The organism is Suttonella sp. (genome assembly GCF_056855035.1).
The window spans coordinates 1-19,740 of sequence record NZ_JBXGGR010000017.1; the positions used below are offsets into that span (position 1 = coordinate 1).

The 19,740-nt window shown below is 47.9% G+C and carries 18 protein-coding genes, 1 tRNA gene and 1 pseudogene; 10 read left to right on the top strand and 10 right to left on the bottom strand.

Going from position 1 to position 19,740, the window contains the following annotated elements:
* Window positions 1–130, top strand: a pseudogene (locus ACJHVI_RS01695) (IS5 family transposase); the annotation flags it as partial.
* A gap of 135 nt (window positions 131–265) precedes the next feature.
* Here ACJHVI_RS01695 and ACJHVI_RS01700 read toward each other — a convergent pair.
* From ACJHVI_RS01700 to gshA, 3 genes are all read right to left on the bottom strand, one after another.
* Entirely contained in the window at window positions 266–475 is a 210-nt protein-coding gene (locus tag ACJHVI_RS01700; protein WP_483182849.1) for a redoxin family protein, read from the bottom strand.
* 133 nt (window positions 476–608) lie between these two features.
* Complete coding sequence (locus ACJHVI_RS01705) at window positions 609–1,427, bottom strand: substrate-binding periplasmic protein (protein WP_483182850.1); 819 nt, start codon at window positions 1,425–1,427, stop codon at window positions 609–611.
* 85 nt (window positions 1,428–1,512) lie between these two features.
* Window positions 1,513–3,066 carry a glutamate--cysteine ligase gene (gene gshA / locus ACJHVI_RS01710; protein WP_483182851.1) on the bottom strand — a complete coding sequence of 518 codons (1,554 nt, stop codon included), beginning with the start codon at window positions 3,064–3,066 and terminating at the stop codon, window positions 1,513–1,515.
* A 77-nt stretch (window positions 3,067–3,143) separates the two neighbouring features.
* Between gshA and gshB the strand changes: the two genes are divergently transcribed.
* A complete protein-coding gene (gene gshB / locus ACJHVI_RS01715) occupies window positions 3,144–4,091 on the top strand; it encodes a glutathione synthase (RefSeq protein ID WP_483182852.1) in 948 nt (315 codons plus the stop codon).
* Window positions 4,092–4,123: 32 nt separating this feature from the next.
* Here gshB and arfA read toward each other — a convergent pair whose 3' ends face one another.
* The 4 genes from arfA to ACJHVI_RS01735 form a co-directional block, all read right to left on the bottom strand.
* Window positions 4,124–4,309, bottom strand: a complete 186-nt coding sequence (gene arfA / locus ACJHVI_RS01720; RefSeq protein ID WP_483182853.1) for an alternative ribosome rescue factor ArfA — start codon at window positions 4,307–4,309, stop codon at window positions 4,124–4,126.
* Between the two features lie 33 nt (window positions 4,310–4,342).
* Complete coding sequence (locus tag ACJHVI_RS01725) at window positions 4,343–4,540, bottom strand: CsbD family protein (protein WP_483182854.1); 198 nt, start codon at window positions 4,538–4,540, stop codon at window positions 4,343–4,345.
* 95 nt (window positions 4,541–4,635) lie between these two features.
* Window positions 4,636–8,649: a Calx-beta domain-containing protein gene (locus tag ACJHVI_RS01730; RefSeq protein WP_483182855.1), complete on the bottom strand. Its 4,014-nt coding sequence runs from the start codon at window positions 8,647–8,649 to the stop codon at window positions 4,636–4,638.
* A gap of 16 nt (window positions 8,650–8,665) precedes the next feature.
* Window positions 8,666–9,598 carry an OmpA family protein gene (locus ACJHVI_RS01735; RefSeq protein WP_483182856.1) on the bottom strand — a complete coding sequence of 311 codons (933 nt, stop codon included), beginning with the start codon at window positions 9,596–9,598 and terminating at the stop codon, window positions 8,666–8,668.
* Between the two features lie 243 nt (window positions 9,599–9,841).
* Between ACJHVI_RS01735 and ACJHVI_RS01740 the strand changes: the two genes are divergently transcribed.
* The 6 genes from ACJHVI_RS01740 (at window position 9,842) to rpoD (ending at window position 16,030) form a co-directional block, all read left to right on the top strand.
* Complete coding sequence (locus ACJHVI_RS01740; RefSeq protein ID WP_483182857.1) at window positions 9,842–11,107, top strand: class I SAM-dependent RNA methyltransferase family protein; 1,266 nt, start codon at window positions 9,842–9,844, stop codon at window positions 11,105–11,107.
* The gene (locus ACJHVI_RS01745) at window positions 11,107–11,655 is read left to right on the top strand and encodes a gamma carbonic anhydrase family protein (protein WP_483182858.1); all 549 of its coding nucleotides are present in this window, start codon (window positions 11,107–11,109) and stop codon (window positions 11,653–11,655) included. The genes ACJHVI_RS01740 and ACJHVI_RS01745 overlap by 1 nt, the downstream gene beginning before the upstream one ends.
* Before the next feature lie 93 nt (window positions 11,656–11,748).
* Window positions 11,749–11,964: a 30S ribosomal protein S21 gene (gene rpsU / locus ACJHVI_RS01750; RefSeq protein WP_115218382.1), complete on the top strand. Its 216-nt coding sequence runs from the start codon at window positions 11,749–11,751 to the stop codon at window positions 11,962–11,964.
* Entirely contained in the window at window positions 11,964–12,413 is a 450-nt protein-coding gene (locus ACJHVI_RS01755) for a GatB/YqeY domain-containing protein (protein ID WP_483182859.1), read from the top strand. Before rpsU ends, ACJHVI_RS01755 begins: the two co-directional genes overlap by 1 nt.
* Window positions 12,414–12,439: 26 nt before the next feature.
* Entirely contained in the window at window positions 12,440–14,122 is a 1,683-nt protein-coding gene (gene dnaG, locus ACJHVI_RS01760; protein ID WP_483182860.1) for a DNA primase, read from the top strand.
* A 45-nt stretch (window positions 14,123–14,167) separates the two neighbouring features.
* Window positions 14,168–16,030 carry an RNA polymerase sigma factor RpoD gene (rpoD, locus tag ACJHVI_RS01765; RefSeq protein WP_483182861.1) on the top strand — a complete coding sequence of 621 codons (1,863 nt, stop codon included), beginning with the start codon at window positions 14,168–14,170 and terminating at the stop codon, window positions 16,028–16,030.
* Window positions 16,031–16,043: 13 nt separating this feature from the next.
* Here the strand turns inward: rpoD and pgeF are convergent, their stop codons facing one another.
* Entirely contained in the window at window positions 16,044–16,793 is a 750-nt protein-coding gene (gene pgeF / locus ACJHVI_RS01770; RefSeq protein ID WP_483182862.1) for a peptidoglycan editing factor PgeF, read from the bottom strand.
* A 35-nt stretch (window positions 16,794–16,828) separates the two neighbouring features.
* Here pgeF and ACJHVI_RS01775 point away from each other — a divergent pair.
* A tRNA-Pro gene (locus ACJHVI_RS01775) sits at window positions 16,829–16,905 on the top strand.
* Window positions 16,906–16,937: 32 nt separating this feature from the next.
* Here ACJHVI_RS01775 and ACJHVI_RS01780 read toward each other — a convergent pair.
* Window positions 16,938–17,315, bottom strand: a complete 378-nt coding sequence (locus tag ACJHVI_RS01780; protein WP_483182863.1) for a YbaN family protein — start codon at window positions 17,313–17,315, stop codon at window positions 16,938–16,940.
* Window positions 17,315–17,962: a glutaredoxin 2 gene (gene grxB, locus ACJHVI_RS01785; protein ID WP_483182865.1), complete on the bottom strand. Its 648-nt coding sequence runs from the start codon at window positions 17,960–17,962 to the stop codon at window positions 17,315–17,317. Before grxB ends, ACJHVI_RS01780 begins: the two co-directional genes overlap by 1 nt.
* 92 nt (window positions 17,963–18,054) lie before the next feature.
* Here grxB and argG point away from each other — a divergent pair, with 92 nt between their 5' ends.
* Window positions 18,055–19,392, top strand: a complete 1,338-nt coding sequence (argG, locus tag ACJHVI_RS01790; RefSeq protein ID WP_483182866.1) for an argininosuccinate synthase — start codon at window positions 18,055–18,057, stop codon at window positions 19,390–19,392.
* Window positions 19,393–19,740: the final 348 nt, after the last annotated feature.

Genomic DNA, 19,740 nt, shown 5'->3' on the forward strand with positions numbered 1-19,740 from the left:
GTTTAAGTGTAAACGGGCGAGCTATTTTGGTTTGGAAAAAGTCAAAGGGCAAATGGTGTTGAAGGTGATGTGTTTGAATTTGTTGAAAGCAGCCAATAAGTTAAGGCTAATTGTGCCTATTGCTGCCTGAAAAGGCGGTAAGCAGCTTGAAATGGGCTGTTTAATGGGTATGAATGGGTAAAATTTGGGCACATAATGCCATTTCTGTTGAAAAGCCCAAAGCGCGTGCAAACCGCTTGCATGGCTTTGGGGTTTTGCAAAAGTTTCAGACTGCAAGAGCGTCACTGGTAATACCAACACCGTAATGTTCAGAAAAGTCGCTATTGCGGAAAGTTGAGAGCATTTCTATATTTCGGATACCTTCAACAGCACAAAAACGCTGTTGTGCAAATGGTAAATCAGCTGAGATACATAGCACAACAGCATTGCGCAATTGCGTGATTTTTTTGATTGAAAGTTTTAGCTGCGGTTGCATATACGGCAGTGTCGACACTAGGGGAGGTTGACATGGGCGAACGCTATGACAACCAAATTTTTTGTAAATGAAATAATCATGGGGTGAACATTACACTCACCTCATAATTATCCAAAAAAATATTCAAAATTGATTAGTTAGCAGGTGCTGTACCAAACCATTTGTTATAAATGCGGTCGTAGGCGCCATTTTGTTTGATTTTATCCAAACCAGAATTGATTTTATTGACCAGTTCCTCATTACCTTTGCGAGACATCATGACTTTATATGAATTGGCTGTTTTTAAGTCAATGAAACGTACTTTAATATTGGAATTGCCACCGCTTTTTAATGAGTATTGTAAGTTTAATTTTTGTCCCACTACAGCATCAATTTTTTTTGATATAACTGATTTTAAAGCTAAATAATCTGTTTTAAATGTGTTAAATTGAACACTTGAATAGTTGGGGTCATTTTCTTTTTCTTTCAAAAATGACGCACCTTTAGTGATACCTACTATCTTACCTTTTAAATCAGCCTCTTGTTTAATGCTTGAATCATTGCGTACTAAAATGGTAGTTGGGCTTTCTATATAAGGTTTGGTTGGCAAATATTTTTCAGCACGTTCGGGTGTTAAAGTTACTGCAGCCACAACCAAATCATATGAAGCATCGTCTAATTTTGACAAAGCGCCATCCCAAGATATTTGAGAGTAAATTTCCAAATTTAAGCCTTCTAAATTGGCAATTTCATTCAAAATATCAATATCAAATCCTATTATACTCTGGTCTTTATTGCGAATAACAAAGGGAGGGTAAACTGTCGCCAAAACACGAACTTTGCTATTGGATGCTGTTGCAGTGGTATGTGTCGCTTGTGTGCTTTCTTGTTTGTATGTGGTTGTAGCAGGTTCATAGCTATATGCGTTCAACAAAAATAATCCACCAAATAAAATTAAAGCTTTTTTCATCATTGAAAATACTCCTTAAAAAATGAACAAACAAAATAAATTGTGCTGACAATGAATAGTTTTCTGCGAAAGATTACTTGATTCATGATTAATTCCTCATATTAGTGGTTTGTAAAAGTGTCATCAGTGGATCGAAATAATGGGCGAGGTAGTCGTCAAATGCGATTTGCTGTGCCGCTTGCGCTTCAATATCGGCAAAGGCTTGCAGGGATTGCTGGCTTTGCTGCTGAAGTTGCGCGGCTATATTAGCAGGGATTGGTGAGGAGAGGGCGGATTGGTGACGGTTTTGTAATGCGATGCCCCAGTCGAGAAATTCCTGTTCGGCGAGTTCCGCCTGCACTTGCTCGGGCAGACGCAGGCTTTGTCCCTGATTGGCGGCGATTTGCCGGGTAATGGCGTCTTGATAGTCCGTGCCGCCTGTGCTGTGGTCGAGATTGTCCGCCACTGCGAGGAGTTCTTGCAGGATTTCCGCCGCCCAGTCGCGGGCAAGGATTTGCCGCTGTTCTCTGAAGAGTTGGAAGTCGGGAGAGAGTCCGCAGCAGGCGGTACGCAGGCGGTTGTGGTTGGCTTCGTTGTAATCGCTGTTGTCAAAGGGGGGGCAGGGGTTGATAAGGCACCAGAGCATAAAGCATTCGAGGAAGCGGATTTGTTCGAGGCTGATGCCGGCAGGGTCGTAGGGGTTGCTGTCCAATAGGCGCAGTTCGATGTAGGCGATGCCGCGATTGTGCAGCGCGATGATGGGCAGTTCGCCTTTTTTCAGCGGTTGTTTGGGACGCGCGCCGCTGTAGTATTCGTTGGCGATTTGTAGGATGTGGGTGCTGATTTGGCGGTAGTTGCCGGCAGGGTCTTTGAGTCCGAAATATTCGTATTTGGGCGCGGGCGTGAGTACGGCTTCGCCTAGGTCGCGGATGTATTCGTGCAAATGGTTGAAGCTGACGTTGAAATCGACTTTGTTTTGATAGCCGAGCTGGCTCATGCGCAGGGTGGTGGCATTGCGCCATGAGAGGCTGCGACGGTGCAGGCGGTCGAGTACGTTTTGCGCGGGCTGGAAACTTTCGTCAACGGCGGGGGAGGCACCGAAGAGGTGGCAGATGAGCCAGCCGTGTGTTTGAATGCTGCGCAGCATGCCCATGTAGCGGGCATTTTTCCAGTCGTCGCTAAGTGCTATGCCTTCTCTGTCGGCTAGGGCTTGCCAAAGGGCGGGCGGCGGCGAGTAGTTGAAATGCACGCCGGCAATCATTTGCATGGGGCGTCCGTAGCGGTACGCCAAGCCCATGCGGTAGAGGCGGCGCAGTTTGCCGCCGTTGCTTTCGCCGAAATAGCCGATGTCGATATGTTCGGGATTGTCGGGGAGGCGGCAGGGCATGCTCGGCGGCCAATGCCGTTCTGCGCCGAGATGCTGTGCGCTAAATTGCTGGAGCTGCAGGAGTTGCCGGTAGGCGGCTTGCGGGCTGTGATGCGGGTCGCTGACAAATTCCAGAAGGGCTTCGCCGTAGTCGATTGTGATATTGGGGTGGGTGTAAACATTGCCAAGGGCTTCGGGATGGCGGCTGCTTGCCAGTTCGCCGTCGGCATTGCTGCGCAGGGTTTCGCGTTCGATGCCGATATGACCGCCTGCCAGCGGTAGCGTCTCAATGTGCATAATCTGCTCCTCTCAAGAATTCGAGCATGATAGCGTATTCTTGGTTATGATGGCAGTCGGTAAGAAAGGAGAAAGCAATGCAGACATTAGCCGTTTTAATGGACAATATTGATGAGATTAAGCCGTATAAAGACACGACTTTCGCCCTGATGCTGGCGGCGCAGCACCGCGGTATGCAAGTGATGGTGTTTGAGCAGCAGGACTGGCGCGTGCGCGACGGCGAGGTACGTGCTTATGTGCGCACGGTGGAGCTTTTTGACCGCGACGAAGAGTATTACCGCGTCTTAAATGAGGAAGAAATCGATTTGACCAGCGCGGACGTGGTTTTGCAGCGCAAAGATCCGCCGTTTAATCTGCGCTATATTTACGACAGCTATATGCTGGATTTATTGGTTGCCCAAGGCGTTACCGTCATCAATCCGCCTGCCGCGTTGCGCAATATCAATGAAAAATTTGCCATCAGCCAAATTCCGCAATGTACGCCGCCGACCTTAATCACGAAATCGCGCGAGGATATTTTGGATTTCTTGCGCGAGTATAAAGAAGCGGTGCTGAAGCCTTTGGACGGCATGGGCGGCATGGGCATTTTCAAATTGAGTTTGGGCGATAAAAACATCAGCGCGATTTTAGACATGATGAATCCCGACGGACTGGAAACTCTGATGGTGCAGGGCTTTTTGCCGCAGGTAACCGAGGGCGACAAGCGGATTTTGATTATTAACGGCGAAGCGGTCGATCACGGCTTGGCACGACTGCCCAAAGAAGGCGAATTTCGCGCCAATCTTGCCGCCGGCGGTCGCGGTGTGGTGCAGCCTTTGACGGAGCGGGAATGGTGGCTGGTGGAACAGGTTAAGCTTTTGATTAGGCGGGAAGGTCTGCATTTGGTAGGACTGGATGTTATCGGTGGTCATGTAACCGAAATCAATGTAACCAGCCCGACCTGTATGCGCGAAATCGAAAACGCCACAGGGCAGGATATTGCAGGACGTTTCTGGGATACGCTGGCGAAGAAAATTGCAGAGTAAAGTAAGAAAATATTGTTTCTGGCTTTTTGAAGTCAAAATGCAGCTAAGCTTGTACAGAAAAAATTGCCGTAAAAACAAAAAACACCGCGTTCTTGATTAAGACGAAGGTGTTTTTCTTGGCGTTGATAACTGCCTTTACCTTTCTGCGCTTTCATGACCCGCTGTCGGTATGTGCCGCTTAAAAGTAAATCGCGGTTTAATTGTCTTTTATTCTTCATATCAGCTCCTATTTTGAAATGAATGACAGACGATTAAACATTATTTTCATCTGCTTCTTTAATTGCTTGACGGATTGGACAGCCGCTGCGCGCTTTGATAATGCCCGCCAACTCATCCCGCTTGCCTTCTATGATTAAATGGCGGTCGCCGGTGCGTTGTCCTTTTTCCTGCTTGCGTCTGCCTTTGTATTGCCACCAATTGGCAACCACATCGGATAAAAAACTTGCCATATCTATACTCTCCTGATTATTTTGAACGGCTTATGATACGCGAAAATCCGTGCATAAAAAATCCCCGCAGAGCGGGGATTTTTATTGATTGCCGTTTAGACAATATTGATACCGATATTCAGCTCGTCAGTAATGGTGTAAGTTCCTTGAGCGCCAAGGTTTACTGTATAAACATTACCGTCTCGGCTGACGCTGCTCACATCATCAACATCAAGAGTAAACACATCTAAAGCGTTTTTATTTGATGCATCTAATGTTTTGTTAGCAAATAGGCTAATGTTTTTTACGCCATTATCTACTAATGCAGATTGCGTTAAGGTAACGGTATTTGGCGCCATGCTCATAGCATCTTTGCCATTGCCACCGCGCAAATCAATAACTTCAATGTTAGTAATACCTAATTCATTGCCGTCAATCGTCGTGTTTTGTGCTAAAACAAGCGTATCCTTGCCTTCACCACCATTGATTTTGCTGCCATTTGTTGCTGTACCATATAAAGTAATGACATCATCGCCGTCTCCGCCTTGAATTGAAGTATTGGAGATATTGCCTTTGGCATAAAAATAATCATTTCCTTCGCCTAAGCTAATAGTGGCATTTTTTGCCGAATTAATCACAACAACATCGTTTCCAGCTAAAGTATTGATTGTGGCATTTGACACATCAGCTTCTTGATAGATGTCATCATTTGCAGTGGTTTGATTTGTAAATGCAGCAGAGTTTACGTTGCCATTAATGGCTACAGAAAGCGGAGCATAGGAATTTGCGGTCATACCGTCATAAGAATGAACATCGAGATGATCATAAATAATGATATTCAAACCTTTATTTAATGCCTTAATTACTGTGTTTTCCTTATTAGGTGTGTACTCAAATGTATATGAATATGTATCGTTTAGTTGTGCCTCTTTAAAAGATTTTGTCACTACGAAATCTCCATAAGCACCTGAAATATTATCTCCTATATTGAGTTTTTCGGTTTTGTTAATTGCTTTGAGGTAATGTTCTCCTTCATCTTTATCTGCAATAGATACTACTACATTAGTTGATTTAAGGCTTGCTAATGGGTTAGTCAAGATAATTGTAGGATTAGTTACTTCTGTTATGATATCGGAGGGGGAGTTTACTGTAATAGTTAATTTTGCAGTACTAATATCTCCATCTGCATCTTTAATGGTATAGGTAAAGACATCTTCACCGGTTTTGTCTTGATTAGGCGTATAGGTATAGCTTCCGTCTGCTTGAATTTTAAGTGTTCCAAGCTCACCTTGAATTTCTGTACCAACACCATTGCTGACTTTATCATGTACGCCTGATTGAGCGCCGATAACGGTTGTCGGAGTATCTGCGCCTTTTTTGTCATTGTCTAAAACGTTTCCGGTAGCTGTCTCTTCTAAAATATTTCCGTTTGTAGAGCCGATATTCGCCTTGTTCACATCATCAACAGCTTCAGGTGCAGTATCGGTAATTTTAACGGTAAATTTACCGTCGTGCTTATTGCCGTCTGTTCCCAGCAGGGTAAATGGAATTTCATTGATGATAGGATCATTTTTGCTATGGTCTTGAGCTTCACTTTTATAGGTATAGCTAAGTTCTCCTGTTTCAGGATTATACCCTGTGATTTTTAAGCTAATAGCGCCATCTGTGTTGCTCTTAGGCTCTAAATCAATGGGAAATTCATTGCTGGCATTGATTATTTTATTCAAACCAAGCTCTTTTCCATTTATCGTAATGCTGGTAAATGATGTTTTCGGACCAATTACAAAAGTGCCTGTATATTCCTCACCTTCTTTCACTTCATCACCATCGTCAGTGATGCTTAATGGACGATCATCATCTGTGTCATGTGGTGTTGCATCAGGATTTTTCGGATCGGCAGGAGGATTAGTGCCGGGGGTTTTGCCATCGGTTGTGCCGTCATCCCAAATTTCGGTAGTTACGGATTTATTGCCGTACTTGAGTTCTTTTTTGATAGTCTCGCCGTTTTCAGTTTTAACACCTTCGGCTTTATCAATGCGCACGATGTATTCTTCGCCGCCATTTGCGCTTTCGTATTCGTCGTCATTGGCAATATCGACGAGGATTTCTGCTTTGGTTTCTCCCGCTTTAATGGTAATGGTTTCTGTACGTAAGCCATTTTTGCCAAAATCATCTTGATTTGTGGGATTTTTATCGCCATTGGCAACGGTGTAGGTAATTTGGGTATCTACCTCGCTGGTTTTATCCAGCGTGATAGTGTATTTCACTTGACCGATACCTTCATTTACGCTGCTTGGACCTTCAATAGAAACGGTCGGGCGGTCATCATAGACATTGCTGGGATTATCAGGATTATTAGGATCGGCAGGGTCTATGCCGTTTGTTGTTCCGTCGTCCCAAATGACCGTGGTAACGCTGCTTTTGTTTTTGTCGATGACGGCATTTTTTGGATTTACTAATGTAACGGTATAGTCTTCTTTGCCTTCAAAGATATCGTCATTATGTATGCCTAAATCAAAATCTACTGTGAGAGTTGTTGAACCTTTAGGGATAGTAACTGTTTTAACGATATAGCCATCAGCGATTTTGTCCGAAAAGTCTTGCGCATTTGTTGTGCCGTGTTTTAGGACAACATCTACGGTAGTGTCTGCCGTCTTATTTACTTTATTGAGCGCTATCGTGTAAGTAGCTTTTTGTTCTCCTTCATTTACAGAAGCAGGTCCGCTGATTTCCAAAGTTAAGCCGCGGTCATCATCGCTGTCGTGCGGTATTGTTGGATTACTTGGCACAGGATCTTTGCCGGGGTTTTCGCCGTCGGTCGTGCCGTTGTCCCAAATGGCGGTGGTTACGGATTTATTGCCGTATTTGGTTTCGCTGTTATCGATAGCGGTAAATTTGCCGGTATTATCAGTATGACCGCCTACCGCTTTATCAATGCTAACGGTGTACTTTTCGCCGCCGTTTTCGCTTTCGTATTCTTTGTCATTTTCTATATCAACAGAGATTTCGGCGCTAGTTTGTCCGGCTTTGATGATCACGGTTCTGGTGCCCGCACCGTTGGTGCCAAAATCTTTGTCATCTGTTTTAGGATCATCGGCAGCATGGGCGACGGTGTAGGTGATTTCGGTATCTACGTCGCTGACTTTATCCAATTTGATAATATATTTCGCTTGACCGATACCTTCATTGACATTATTTGGTCCCTCAATAGAAACGGTCGGGCGGTCGTCATCGCTATCATGCGGTATTTTCGGATCGCTCGGTACCGGATCTGTTCCGGGTGTTTTTCCATCGGTAGTGCCATTGTCATAGATGGTAGTGGTTACGCTATCTTTACCGATCGTGGCATTGTTGGGATTAGAGATGGTAACGGTGTAGCTTTCTTCGCCTTCATATTTGTCGTCATTTTTAATGCCGACAGGAATGGTGGCGGTGGTTTTGCCTTTAGGAATTTTGACTTCGCCTGTCATAGGCGTATTTTCAAAATCATCTACGCTGGTCGGGGCGTTAGGCGTGATGGTGTATTTAATGGTGACGTCTTCTGTGGCAGGTTTGTCGAGCGCAACGGTGTATTCTACGGTGCCGACACCTTCATTGACTTTTTCCAGACCTGAGATGGATGCTTTAGGCAGAGCGGGTTTATCATCTCCGCCGCCGCCACCGCCGCCCAGTGCTGCCAAACCGGCTAAAGGAATCAGTGCTAAGGGCCATAGAGGAATGGCAGCTGCGCTAGCAACAACCGCACCGCCGATGGCTTGTGTAGCGACAACGCCTTCCGCCAATTGGTGGATGGCTGCGCTGGCTTGCGCCGTTTCAGGCACATAGGGATAAATAGTGCCGTTTTCATGCAGGCCGATCAGGAGGTTGTCGGTGGCATTGCCGGCGGTGGTGTAGTAGTCCTGAATGATGAGTCCGGGTTGGTCGATGGTTTGTCCTTCAAAGGCGACGAATAGGTCGTTGCCGACGCGCTGGACTTCGATGTTTTCAGGGGCAAAGCCGGTAGCGTCGTCGGTCAGCTGGAAGCGTTCGCCAGATTGGGCTTTGATGACGGTGGCTTGTCCGCCATTCAGGCTGATGGCGGGATTGGCGATTTCGCCGTTGGCTTTTAAGGTTTGTAAGGTAATGCTCATGTTAAATTCCTTTCAATTATTGGTTGATAATGGTTTGCGAGCCGTAAACATTGATTTGTACGCGGCGGTTCGGTTGGTTGCAAGCTAGGCGCGATTCGCGGTTGTTCGGGTGGCGGGTCGCACAATCGGTAATAAGCAGCTCGTTTTTGCCGCGTCCTTCCGTGCTGATGAGGCTGCCGTTAATGCCGTTGGATTGCAGGGCTTGTTTAACGGTGTCGGCACGGTCTCTGGAGAGTTTCATGTTGTAGGCGTATGTGCCGTCGGGGTCGGTGTGTCCGATAACGGCGATGTTGGTGATTTGATCCATGTATTGCTGCATGTCTTGCGAGATGGCTTGGATTTCCGCTTTGCCGCGCGGCAGCATGTTGGCGTAGTCGTATTTGTCAAAATAGAACAGCGCCGAGGCTTCAAGGGTGTATTGCTTGAGTATTTTTTGTTCGCAGGTGGCTTTGCGGTCTAGGCGCGGCAGGGTGTGGTTTTGGCGCGGGAGTTTTTGTCCGTACACGGCTTGCAAGCCTGTTTCCGCATCCACAGGGCGGACGCTGACGCCGTATTCTGCTTGATTAGGTATGACTTCAAAAAAAACGATTTGCTCCGGCGCCAGATTGTAGCTGGTACCTTGATTGTGTTTGCGGGCATAGGCGGGGTCTTGCTGGGCAAATTCCGCGTTGATAAGTTGGTTTTCAGGGCAGAGTGCGACTTGCTGATAAGAGCCGGGTAAGAGAGAAGCGATGTATTCGTTGTTGGCGTAGATGTTTACGGCTTCTCCCGGTACGGCTTCAGGCGAGCGGTAGAAGATGACGCCGGCCAAATAGGGCGGCACTTGTTCTGTAGGTGGGGCGTCTGCAAACTCTTTCCATGTTTCCATTGGGGTTTTTCCCATGCTGCAGCCATATAAAGTACCCATGGCCAGTAAAGAAGCATAGAGGAGTGTGGTTGTCGTTTTCATAGAAAAAATATCTCTTACATAAGGAAGAGCGAATTTTATATAAAAATCCTTTGCTTATCAATAGTTACTCTGCTGTGGAGGCTTTTTACTATATCTTGTGTCCGAACTTTGCTGCGATGTCTATTTGTTGTGTTTTTGATAAATGTAGGATTGTTAATAAAAATAGATTCTTAGCGGGTTTTTCTTTTTTTTGCGGTGGGGGACGGGGCTTTTGTGTAAAATTTCGGCTGGATTGTTGAGGTGATGATGGCGGTTCGAGTACAGGATATTGATGTTTACGGACGCGGGGTGGCGCGCGATGAGGAGCGGATTGTGTTTATCGAGGGCGCTTTGCCCGATGAATTGGTCGATTATCAGCCGCTGAAGCAGCAAAAGCGTTTTCTTGAGGCGAGGGTTGGGCGGATTTACGAGGAATCGCCTGCGCGTATCGCACCGCTGTGTCCTTATTATGAGCAATGCGGCGGCTGTGCTTTGCAGCATTTCGCTTTTGAGGCGCAGGTACGGGCTAAGGAGCGGTTTTTCACTCAGCAATTGCAGAGAATCGGGCAGACGGCGGTGCAGGAGTTATTGCCGCCAATTGCGGGAAAGCCTTGGCGTTATCGGACGAGAACACGTTTGGCAGTGCAATATCATGATAATGCGGTGCGTTTGGGGTATTTTGCACGCGCTTCGCATGAGGTAGTCGATGTGGCGGATTGTTTAATTATGGATGAGCAATTGGCTGCGGCGCTTCCCGGTGTGCGCGATTTATTGGCGGCATTGTTGACCAAGCGAATTAAATCGCTGTCTTTGCATCGCGGCGAAGCGGCTTGCGCTTTGCAGTTGGAAAGCGATGCAGTGTTGCCGCTGAATGTGCTGGAAGATTGGCAGCGCAGGCAGCAGGGCAATTGGGCGCTATGGCTGAATGCAGAATGCGTGGCGGGCGATGCACAGGGTTTGTTTTATGATTTGCCCGCCGAGTCGGTGCGGATTGCTTTTGCGCCGCAGGATTTTACGCAGGTCAATCCTGTAGTGAATCGGGCATTGGTGGCGCAGGCAATGGCATGGGTGGCGGAGTCGCAGGCGGAATCGGTAGTGGATTTTTTCGCCGGTTTGGGGAATTTTTCCGTGCCGATGGCAAAGCGCGGTTTGCAGGTGCGGGCGGTGGAAGGTGTGCGGGAAATGGTGGAGCGGATGCAGGCGGTGGCGGCGCAAAATGTGGTGCAAGAAAGATTGGCGGCGCAGCGCGAGGATTTGTTTAAACCGAGTAAAAAAGCCCTGAAACAATGGCAGCAGCAGGATTTATGGTTTTTAGATCCGCCGCGGGCGGGGGCGGCAGAATTATTGCGCGCGATGGATAAGGGCAAAATGCGTCGGATGATTTATGTTTCTTGCGACAGCGCGACTTTGGCGCGCGATGCGCAAATTATGGCGCAGAAGGGCTTTGTCGCCAAAGCCGGTCTTGTGGCAAATATGTTTGCCCAAACCGCACATGTGGAAAGTATGGTCAGATTCGAGCGGGAGCATTAATGGCGATTTATGAATTAAACGGAAAACGTCCGCAGATAGCGGAAGGCGTTTGGGTGGCGGAAGCGGCTTATGTCAGCGGCGATGTGTCTTTGGGCGCGCAAGCCAGCGTGTGGCCGATGGCGGTTATTCGCGGCGATGTGATGCCGGTTGCGATTGGTGCGCGCTCGAATGTGCAAGACGGTGCAGTAGTCCATGCCACGCATGTTAGCGAATATGCGCCGAAGGGCTATGCTACGACTATCGGCGAAGATGTGATTATCGGTCATGGCGCGGTGGTGCATGGCTGCACGATTTGTAATGAAGTCTTAATCGGCATGAATGCTACTGTGCTGGACGGTGCGATAATTGAATCGCAAGTGCTGCTGGCGGCGGGCGCATTGGTGCCGCCGAATAAGGTTTTGCAATCGGGCGGCTTGTACGCGGGTAATCCCGCCAAACGTCTGCGCGAATTAAGCGCGGCGGAAAAAGCTTTCTTTAAATACAGCGCCGCACATTATGTGCAGCTTGCCGCCCAAGCAAGGCAGGCACGCAGAATCGATGCGGATTAGATAAAAATATTCCGATTATTGAATTGCAATCAGATTGTTCTGCGCGTAAAATGCGCGCTTCTTTTTTTTATTCAATGAAACAACGAGGATCGAATGCCAAGTGTAAAAGTACGTGATAATGAACCGTTTGATGTTGCTCTGCGCCGTTTTAAACGCGCTTGTGAAAAAGCAGGTGTGATTGCCGAAGTGCGCGCGCGTGAATTCTATGAAAAGCCGACGCTTGAGCGTAAGCGCAAATTGGCTGCCGCGGTAAAACGCAATTCACGTCGTCTGAAAAAAGAGCGCGGTCGTTTCGAGCGTCTGTACTAATGTCGATTCAAGAAAATCTTAAAGCCGCAACCAAGCAAGCAATGTTGGCAAAGGATAAGCTGACATTGCAGACTTTGCGTATGTTAAGCGCCGCTTTGAAGCAAATCGAAATTGACAAGCAAATTGAGATTAGCGAAGAAGTTGCGCTGAATGAATTGGTGCGCCAAGTAAAACAACGCCAAGAGGCGGCGCGCCAATTTCATGAAACAGGGCGCGAAGATTTGGCAGAAAAAGAAGAAGCGGAAATCGTCATCATCCAAGGCTTTCTGCCACAGCAAATGAGTCAAGCCGAATGGCAGGCTGTCGTCGATAAGCTGATTGGCGAGAGCGGATTGCCGCGCGAAGCCGCTTCTTTGGGAAAATTGATGCCGCAATTAAAAGCGCAGTTGCACGGTCGCGCGGATATGGGCGAGGTAAGCAAATATTTGCGTCAGCAATTGCAAGCCTAGGCTTTGCCTGATACGCCAGAGCAGCGATGGCGAAGCGCATTGAAAAGTCGTTTATCGACGAAATTAATAGAAGAACCGATATCGTTGCTTTGATTGGTTCTAAACTGTCTTATAAAAAGTCCGGCGGTCATAACAGCTGGGCTTGTTGTCCTTTCCATAATGAAAAAACGCCTTCGTTTTGCGTTGACCATCAAAAACAATTTTATTATTGCTTCGGCTGCAAGGCGTCCGGCGATGCTTTGCGCTTTGTCATGGATTATGACCATTTGCCTTTTGTGGAAGCGGTGGAATATCTGGCGCGCTTTAACGGCATGGAAGTGCGCTATGAAGAAGAAAGCCAACTGCAATATGAAGTGCGCATGGAGCAGAAAGCGCGTGTGGAATTAGGGCTGGAAGCCTTGCAAAAAGCAGCGGATTTTTATCATCAGTGCTTTTATCGAGATGAGGCAGAAGTTGCACGAGGCTATTTGCGTTCGCGCAGCGTCAAGCATGTGATGGTGCAGAAATATCAGATTGGCTATGCGCCGCGCCATAATGCTTTGCTGCATCATTTGAAAAAGGATTATGCGCTGGATTTGCTGCAAGAAACGGGCTTAATCGCCGAGCGTGACGGGCAGTATTACGACTGGTTCCGCGATCGCATCATGTTTCCCATTCATAATGCAAGGGGACAGGTGATTGCTTTCGGCGCAAGGGCGATGGGCGATGCGCAGCCGAAATATCTGAATTCCGGCGATTCGTCTTGGTTTAACAAGCGTCATGAATTATATGGTCTGCATCATGCGATGCAGGTAAAAGCCAAGACTTTGATTGTTACAGAAGGCTATATGGATGTGGTCAAGCTGGCGCAGTTCGGTTTTGAGAATGCGGTCGCCGCATTAGGCACGGCTTTCGGCGAGACGCATGTGCAGCAATTAAAAAAGCGGGCGAATAAAATTTATGTGTGCTTTGACGGCGATTTAGCAGGGCAAACTGCCGCGCAGAAGGCTTTGCAGGCGATTTTCGCCGCTTATGACGAGCAGCACGAATGGCGGTTTATGTTTATGCCGGCAGGCGAAGATCCCGATTCTTTGCTGAGCCGCGAGGGAAAAGAGGCTTTTCATCAGGCGATGGATGCCAGCTTGACGCCGTCGCAGTTTCTGCAACAGATTTTAGGCGCTGACGAGCGGCAATTGACGGTGGAAGAGCGTGCGCAAAGAGCGGCTTCGGCGGCGCAATGGCTGGGTTTGCTGCCCAGCGGCGGTTATCGGGAAATTTTGCAGCAGGAGTTGCAGGCGGCATTATCGGTGCCTGTGCATGTGGAACAAAGCGCAGCGGCGCAGTCGCAGGGCATACCGTCTCTGCGCGCCTCCCACCGTGCTGCCGTGCAGCAGTCGGGTTTGCCGCAAAAAGGCGAATGGCGCTTGCTGGCGATTTTGTGGCAGTTTCCGCGCCTGCATACGGCATTGTCTGTACAGGCGATTGAAATCATGACGCAGAAAATGCCGCATTTGGCGCAGTTGTGTTATTTGGCGCGAGCGGGTGCGGATGAGGAAATGTTGCGCGATTGTTTGCAGGATTGGCAGGTCTTGGATCAGGTTTCGCAGGCGCGCTTGAATCTGCAGGCCTTGTCGGCGCAAGATTTGCAGCGCGAATGGCAGGATGCGGTGGCGCAAATGCAGGCAGAGCAAGAAAAGTTGCGCGCGCGGCTTGAAAAATTGGGCATGTAGCAGCATATAGCGGTTTGTGCCTGTTGATTTGTTGAGGGAGTTCTAATGAGTGTTTTTGTGCGTACACAAGAAGATGAAGATTTTCAAGATGAGGTGAAAGAACTCATCGAACGAGGTCGCGAACAAGGATTTTTGACTTACGAAGAGATAAACGAAACCTTGCCGGAAGGCGCGGCAGAGGGCGATAAGTTTGAAGAAATCGTGGCGCTGTTGGCGGAAATGGGCATTGACGTCGTGGAAGCGCCGCCCGAAGAAGGCGATGTGGTCAGCGGCGAAGACGAAGAAGAGCTCGCCAATAATGTATTGCTCAGCGATAATGAAATCGGGCGCACGACAGACCCTGTGCGCATGTATATGCGTGAGATGGGCGCGGTCGATTTGCTGACGCGCGAAGGCGAGATTGCGATCGCCAAGCGAATTGAAAGCGGCTTAAGCGCGGTGCAGCAAACCTTGGCGGATTTCCCTCCCGCCATTGCCGCGCTCATTGAAGAATTCCAAAAAACAGAAAGCGGTGAAGCGCGTTTGGGCGATTTGGTCAACGGTTATGGCGATCCTTATGCGGAAAATAATAGCGATGAATTGGCGGCGGAAGAAGGCGATGCCGATTTTGATGAAGATGACGAAAGCATCAGCCGTATGGACGGCGATGAAGAAGATGAGGACAGCGAAGGCGCTGCGCCTGCGGTAAATAATGACAATAATTTGGAAGAAGCGCGCGAAAAATTATTGGAATTAGCCGAATTCTTTAAAAAATTCCAAGCCGCTTTGAAAAAAGGGCAGGGCTTAAGCGCGAAGAAAACGCAGAAAATGCATGAGGAGATTAAACTCTATATGTGTGCTTTTTCTTTCCCGCAACGCACTTTTGATTTGATGGAAGCAAGATTGGCCGAACCGGTTGAGGCGATTCGCGAAATCGAGCGGCGTTTGATGCATTTGGTGATTGATAAAGCGGGTATGCCGCGCAAGGATTATGTGACGGAATTTCCCGGTCATGAGACGGATTTACAATGGGTGGTTGAGCAGAGCAAGCACCGCCGCAAATATGCGGAAAGATTGAAGGATATGATTGCCGATGTGCAGGCGGAGCAGGAAAAATTCCTAGAATTTGAAAAGCAATACGGCATGACGGCGATGCATATCAAAGATATTTACCGCCAATTGTCTGTGGGCAAAGAGCAGGCGAAAAAAGCCAAAGAAGAAATGGTGGCGGCGAATTTGCGTCTGGTCATCTCAATTGCGAAAAAATATACCAATCGCGGTTTGCAATTCCTTGATTTGATTCAGGAAGGAAATATCGGTTTGATGAAAGCGGTGGATAAATTCGAATACCGCCGCGGCTTTAAATTTTCCACTTATGCCACATGGTGGATTCGCCAAGCGATTACGCGCTCGATTGCCGATCAGGCACGTACGATTCGTATTCCTGTGCATATGATTGAAACTATTAATAAATTGAACCGTATTTCACGCAATTTGGTGCAGAAAAACGGTCGTGACCCAACGCCCGAAGAATTGGCGATTGCTATGGATATGCCGGAAGAGAAAATCCGCAAGGTATTGAAAATTGCCAAAGAACCGATTTCTATGGAAACTCCGATCGGCGATGACGAAGATTCGCATTTAGGCGATTTTATCGAAGACGGCAATGTTATGTCGCCTTTGGAAGCGGCGACCACGCGCGGTTTGTCGGAAGCCACTAATGAAGTGCTGGCATCGCTGACGCCGCGCGAAGAGCGGGTGCTGCGCATGCGTTTCGGCATCGATATGAATACCGACCATACTTTGGAAGAAGTGGGACGGCAGTTTGACGTTACGCGCGAGCGTATCCGTCAGATTGAGGCGAAGGCTTTGCGCAAATTGCGCCATCCCAACCGCTCGGAATTGCTGAAAAGTTTTTTGAATGATTAAAGCATAGCCCGTTTTAGACGGGCTTTTTTATGGGCGCGATAAAACTTGCCATGCGTCCGGCGGCACTGGCATCGCGGCGGTATGAGAAAAAGCGCGCATCGCCGATGCTGCATAACTCACCGCCGCTGATATTCTCGGCGGCAATGCCCTGTTCGCTTAATTGATGTCGGGCGATTGCGGGTAAATCGGCAAGATAATGTCCTTTTCGATTGGCGCGGAAATAGGCGGCAAAATCGGGATTTTTCTCCACAAAACGCGCATAAAAAGCTTCATCGACTTCATACCGCGCCTGTGTGGCGCAGGGACCAATCCATGCGTAACACTGCTGCGTGAGGCTATGAAATTGCATGATGGTATTGCGGATGATGTCTTTATACAGTCCCGGCCAGCCGGCATGAATCGCGGCAACTTCCGTTCCTGCGGCATTGCACAGCAATATGGGCAGGCAGTCTGCGGTCATCACGACTGCCACGGCATCAGGGCTGCGACTAATGACGGCATCGGCTTCAATACCTGTTTGATAATTTTCATCGCTGACGACGATATTGCTGTGGGTTTGATTGAGCCACAGCCAGCGTTGCGTGCTTAAGCCACAGTGATGAGCGAGTGCTTGGCGGTGTCTTTCCACGCGTTCGGGCTGGTCTTGAACGTGGCGGGCAAGGTTAAATCCTTGTGCGCAAAGCGGGGAATTGCTGAGGCTGGTGCCGGCGATAAGGTTTGAGGGCGCTTGCCAATCGGCAGGCAGCCATAAAGTTTCTTGCATATTCTTTTTATCCTAATATAATAGCCGTTCTTCGTCGGGGTGTAGCGCAGCCTGGTAGCGCACTTGCATGGGGTGCAAGGGGTCGCAGGTTCAATTCCTGTCACCCCGACCATTATTCAAAGCAGCTTGTTTAAGCTGCTTTTTTCATTGGTATTCAGGTAGTTGCCATAAATAATAGATGACCGCTGCGCAAATCAATGCCACGCCGGCACTAATCCACCAAAATTTCACGCCTAAGAGAATTGAGCAGGAAACGATGGATAGGCACATCATGCTGCTGGAAAGCCATTTTGCCTTGCGGCTGATTTGGCGGTGATTTTCCCAGCGCTGTAGGGCTTCGCCGAAGTGTTTATGGTTCAATAGGTATTGATGAAAACGCGGCGAACTGCGCGCAAAACACCATGAGGCGAGAATCACAAATGGCGTGGTCGGCATAACGGGCAGGGCGAAGCCGATGATGCCCGCAATCAGGGCGAGTACGCCGCAAATTTTCAGCAGCAGTTTTTGGCTGTATGTTTTCATTAGACGGCGCGGTCAAAAAAGAGCGGAATAGCTGTTTTTTCGCTGATGTTTCGCATGTAGCTTTGTACGCGCTCGGGGAAGGGAAGGTCTTTGACGACGCTTAATGAGCGCAAAATAGGGAAGATGTAGAAATCTTCTTCGTCAATGTTGCCGTTCATGCCTTCGCGGCTGACAAGCAGTTGATCGAGGGCTGCTAAATCGGCGGCGGCTTTCTCAATATATAGCGCGCTGTCGGCTAAATTTTGCGCAAAATCGCCGATGAATTCCGTTTTCTTGCGCGTAAAATAGGCGACGGCGCTGTTGCTGGCAAATTCCGCTAAGCCGATGCGCGTGATGCGCGGCATCACAAGATGATTGTAGTATCTGCCGATGTTTTCCAGCCATGCCTGCACTTGAGGGCGCGGGGCTTGTTTTAATAGGGCTTGTTCTGATTGCGCATCAATAAAGCGGACAATGTCCATGCTTTCCGCCATCGCGCTGCCGTCTGCCTTGACTAGGATGGGCAGCATTTTTTTGCCGATAAGCCGAATCGGCGTTTCTTCGTCATCATTTGCTAAGATGATGTGTTCAAAAGCTATATTGTGAAAGCCTAATATCATGCGCGCACGCACGCAAAACGGGCAATGATCGTAACTGTAAAGTTTCATCGTAAATCCTGAAGAAGTGAATCGCATATCATCATAATAGATTTAGTCGTGATAAAATATTACATTCTTTGGAATGTTTGGAGATGAATGCGATGTCAAATGCCACAATTTTACAAAATCTGCCCGCAGGACAAAAAGTCGGGATTGCTTTTTCCGGCGGTCTAGATACTTCGGCGGCATTATTATGGATGCAAAAAAACGGTGCGCAACCTTATGCTTATACGGCGAATTTGGCGCAACCTGATGAAGAAGATTACGAGGCTATTCCGCGCAAAGCCTTAGAGTACGGTGCCAAATTGGCGCGTTTGATCGATTGCCGCGCGCAATTGGTGCATGAAGGGATTGCCGCCATTCAATGCAATGCCTTTCATGTGGCGACCGGCGGTTTGACTTATTACAACACCACGCCTTTGGGGCGTGCGGTAACCGGCACGATGCTTGTGGCGGCGATGAAAGAAGACGATGTGAATATTTGGGGCGACGGCAGTACTTACAAAGGCAATGATATTGAGCGTTTCTACCGCTACGGCTTATTAGCCAATCCGCAATTGAAAATTTATAAACCTTGGCTAGACCAACGTTTTATTGACGAATTGGGCGGACGGGCTGAAATGTCCGAATTTTTGATTGCCAATGGTTTCGGTTACAAAATGAGCAAGGAAAAAGCCTATTCCACCGACTCGAATCTGCTCGGCGCGACGCATGAAGCGAAGGATTTAGAGCATTTGGACAGCGGCATTAAAATTGTCGAGCCGATTATGGGCGTGGCATTTTGGCGCGAGGAGGTGGCGATAGTCAAAGAGGAAGTCACTATCCGCTTTGAAGAGGGCGTACCGACGGAAATCAACGGAAAAACCTTTGCCAATCATGTGGAATTAATGCTGGAAGCCAATCGCATCGGCGGACGACACGGATTGGGCATGAGTGATCAAATCGAGAACCGCATCATCGAAGCCAAATCGCGCGGTATTTACGAAGCGCCGGGCATGGCATTGCTGCATATCGCTTATGAGCGTCTTGTCAGCGGCATTCATAATGAAGACACTATCGAGCAATACCGCATCAACGGTTTGCGTCTAGGGCGTCTTCTCTATCAAGGTCGCTGGTTTGATCCGCAAGCCTTGATGTTGCGCGAAACCGCTCAACATTGGGTGGCAAAAGCCGTCAGCGGGGAAGTCACTTTAGAACTGCGTCGCGGCAATGACTATTCTATTTTAAATACCGATTCGCCTAATCTGACCTATGCGCCGGAACGCCTTTCCATGGAGAAAGTGGAAAATGCCGCGTTTACACCGGCGGATCGTATCGGGCAATTGACGATGCGCAATTTAGATATTAGCGATACCCGCGAAAAATTGCATGTTTATCGTCAAGTCGGCTTGATTAGCACGGATAAGCAAACTAATGTGCCTAAATTAGGTAAAGACTGATGAATTGATACAGTAAAACAAAGAAAGCTAGGTAGACCCTAGCTTTCTTTGTTTTGTCGAGAAGCGATTTTTGGCGGCATTAAGCAAAAACTCAAAAAATAAACCCGTTAAAAAACATAATGATGTAAAGAAATTTTGGAATAAAAGCCTTTGAAGCTTGCAAAGGGTGTGGTTGAATGTATAATGCGCACCTCTCGAGACGCAGATGAGCTGATGAGTTGAAAGACTGGTTAGTAAAAAGAGTTTGGTTTCAGATCTTTAACAAAAAATAAGATAGTTTGTGCGGGTATTTTGTGGTCGTGCAGATATTAGTAGATTGAGTAAGTGATGAAATTTTGGCTTACTTGT

Bases quoted from the DNA above. Each gene is read 5' to 3' on its own strand.
- ACJHVI_RS01700 (WP_483182849.1), bottom strand. From the start codon at position 475: ATGCAACCGCAGCTAAAACTTTCAATCAAAAAAATCACGCAATTGCGC.
- ACJHVI_RS01705 (WP_483182850.1), bottom strand. From the start codon at position 1,427: ATGATGAAAAAAGCTTTAATTTTATTTGGTGGATTATTTTTGTTGAAC.
- gshA (WP_483182851.1), bottom strand. From the start codon at position 3,066: ATGCACATTGAGACGCTACCGCTGGCAGGCGGTCATATCGGCATCGAA.
- gshB (WP_483182852.1), top strand. From the start codon at position 3,144: ATGCAGACATTAGCCGTTTTAATGGACAATATTGATGAGATTAAGCCG.
- arfA (WP_483182853.1), bottom strand. From the start codon at position 4,309: ATGAAGAATAAAAGACAATTAAACCGCGATTTACTTTTAAGCGGCACA.
- ACJHVI_RS01725 (WP_483182854.1), bottom strand. From the start codon at position 4,540: ATGGCAAGTTTTTTATCCGATGTGGTTGCCAATTGGTGGCAATACAAA.
- ACJHVI_RS01730 (WP_483182855.1), bottom strand. From the start codon at position 8,649: ATGAGCATTACCTTACAAACCTTAAAAGCCAACGGCGAAATCGCCAAT.
- ACJHVI_RS01735 (WP_483182856.1), bottom strand. From the start codon at position 9,598: ATGAAAACGACAACCACACTCCTCTATGCTTCTTTACTGGCCATGGGT.
- ACJHVI_RS01740 (WP_483182857.1), top strand. From the start codon at position 9,842: ATGATGGCGGTTCGAGTACAGGATATTGATGTTTACGGACGCGGGGTG.
- ACJHVI_RS01745 (WP_483182858.1), top strand. From the start codon at position 11,107: ATGGCGATTTATGAATTAAACGGAAAACGTCCGCAGATAGCGGAAGGC.
- rpsU (WP_115218382.1), top strand. From the start codon at position 11,749: ATGCCAAGTGTAAAAGTACGTGATAATGAACCGTTTGATGTTGCTCTG.
- ACJHVI_RS01755 (WP_483182859.1), top strand. From the start codon at position 11,964: ATGTCGATTCAAGAAAATCTTAAAGCCGCAACCAAGCAAGCAATGTTG.
- dnaG (WP_483182860.1), top strand. From the start codon at position 12,440: ATGGCGAAGCGCATTGAAAAGTCGTTTATCGACGAAATTAATAGAAGA.
- rpoD (WP_483182861.1), top strand. From the start codon at position 14,168: ATGAGTGTTTTTGTGCGTACACAAGAAGATGAAGATTTTCAAGATGAG.
- pgeF (WP_483182862.1), bottom strand. From the start codon at position 16,793: ATGCAAGAAACTTTATGGCTGCCTGCCGATTGGCAAGCGCCCTCAAAC.
- ACJHVI_RS01780 (WP_483182863.1), bottom strand. From the start codon at position 17,315: ATGAAAACATACAGCCAAAAACTGCTGCTGAAAATTTGCGGCGTACTC.
- grxB (WP_483182865.1), bottom strand. From the start codon at position 17,962: ATGAAACTTTACAGTTACGATCATTGCCCGTTTTGCGTGCGTGCGCGC.
- argG (WP_483182866.1), top strand. From the start codon at position 18,055: ATGTCAAATGCCACAATTTTACAAAATCTGCCCGCAGGACAAAAAGTC.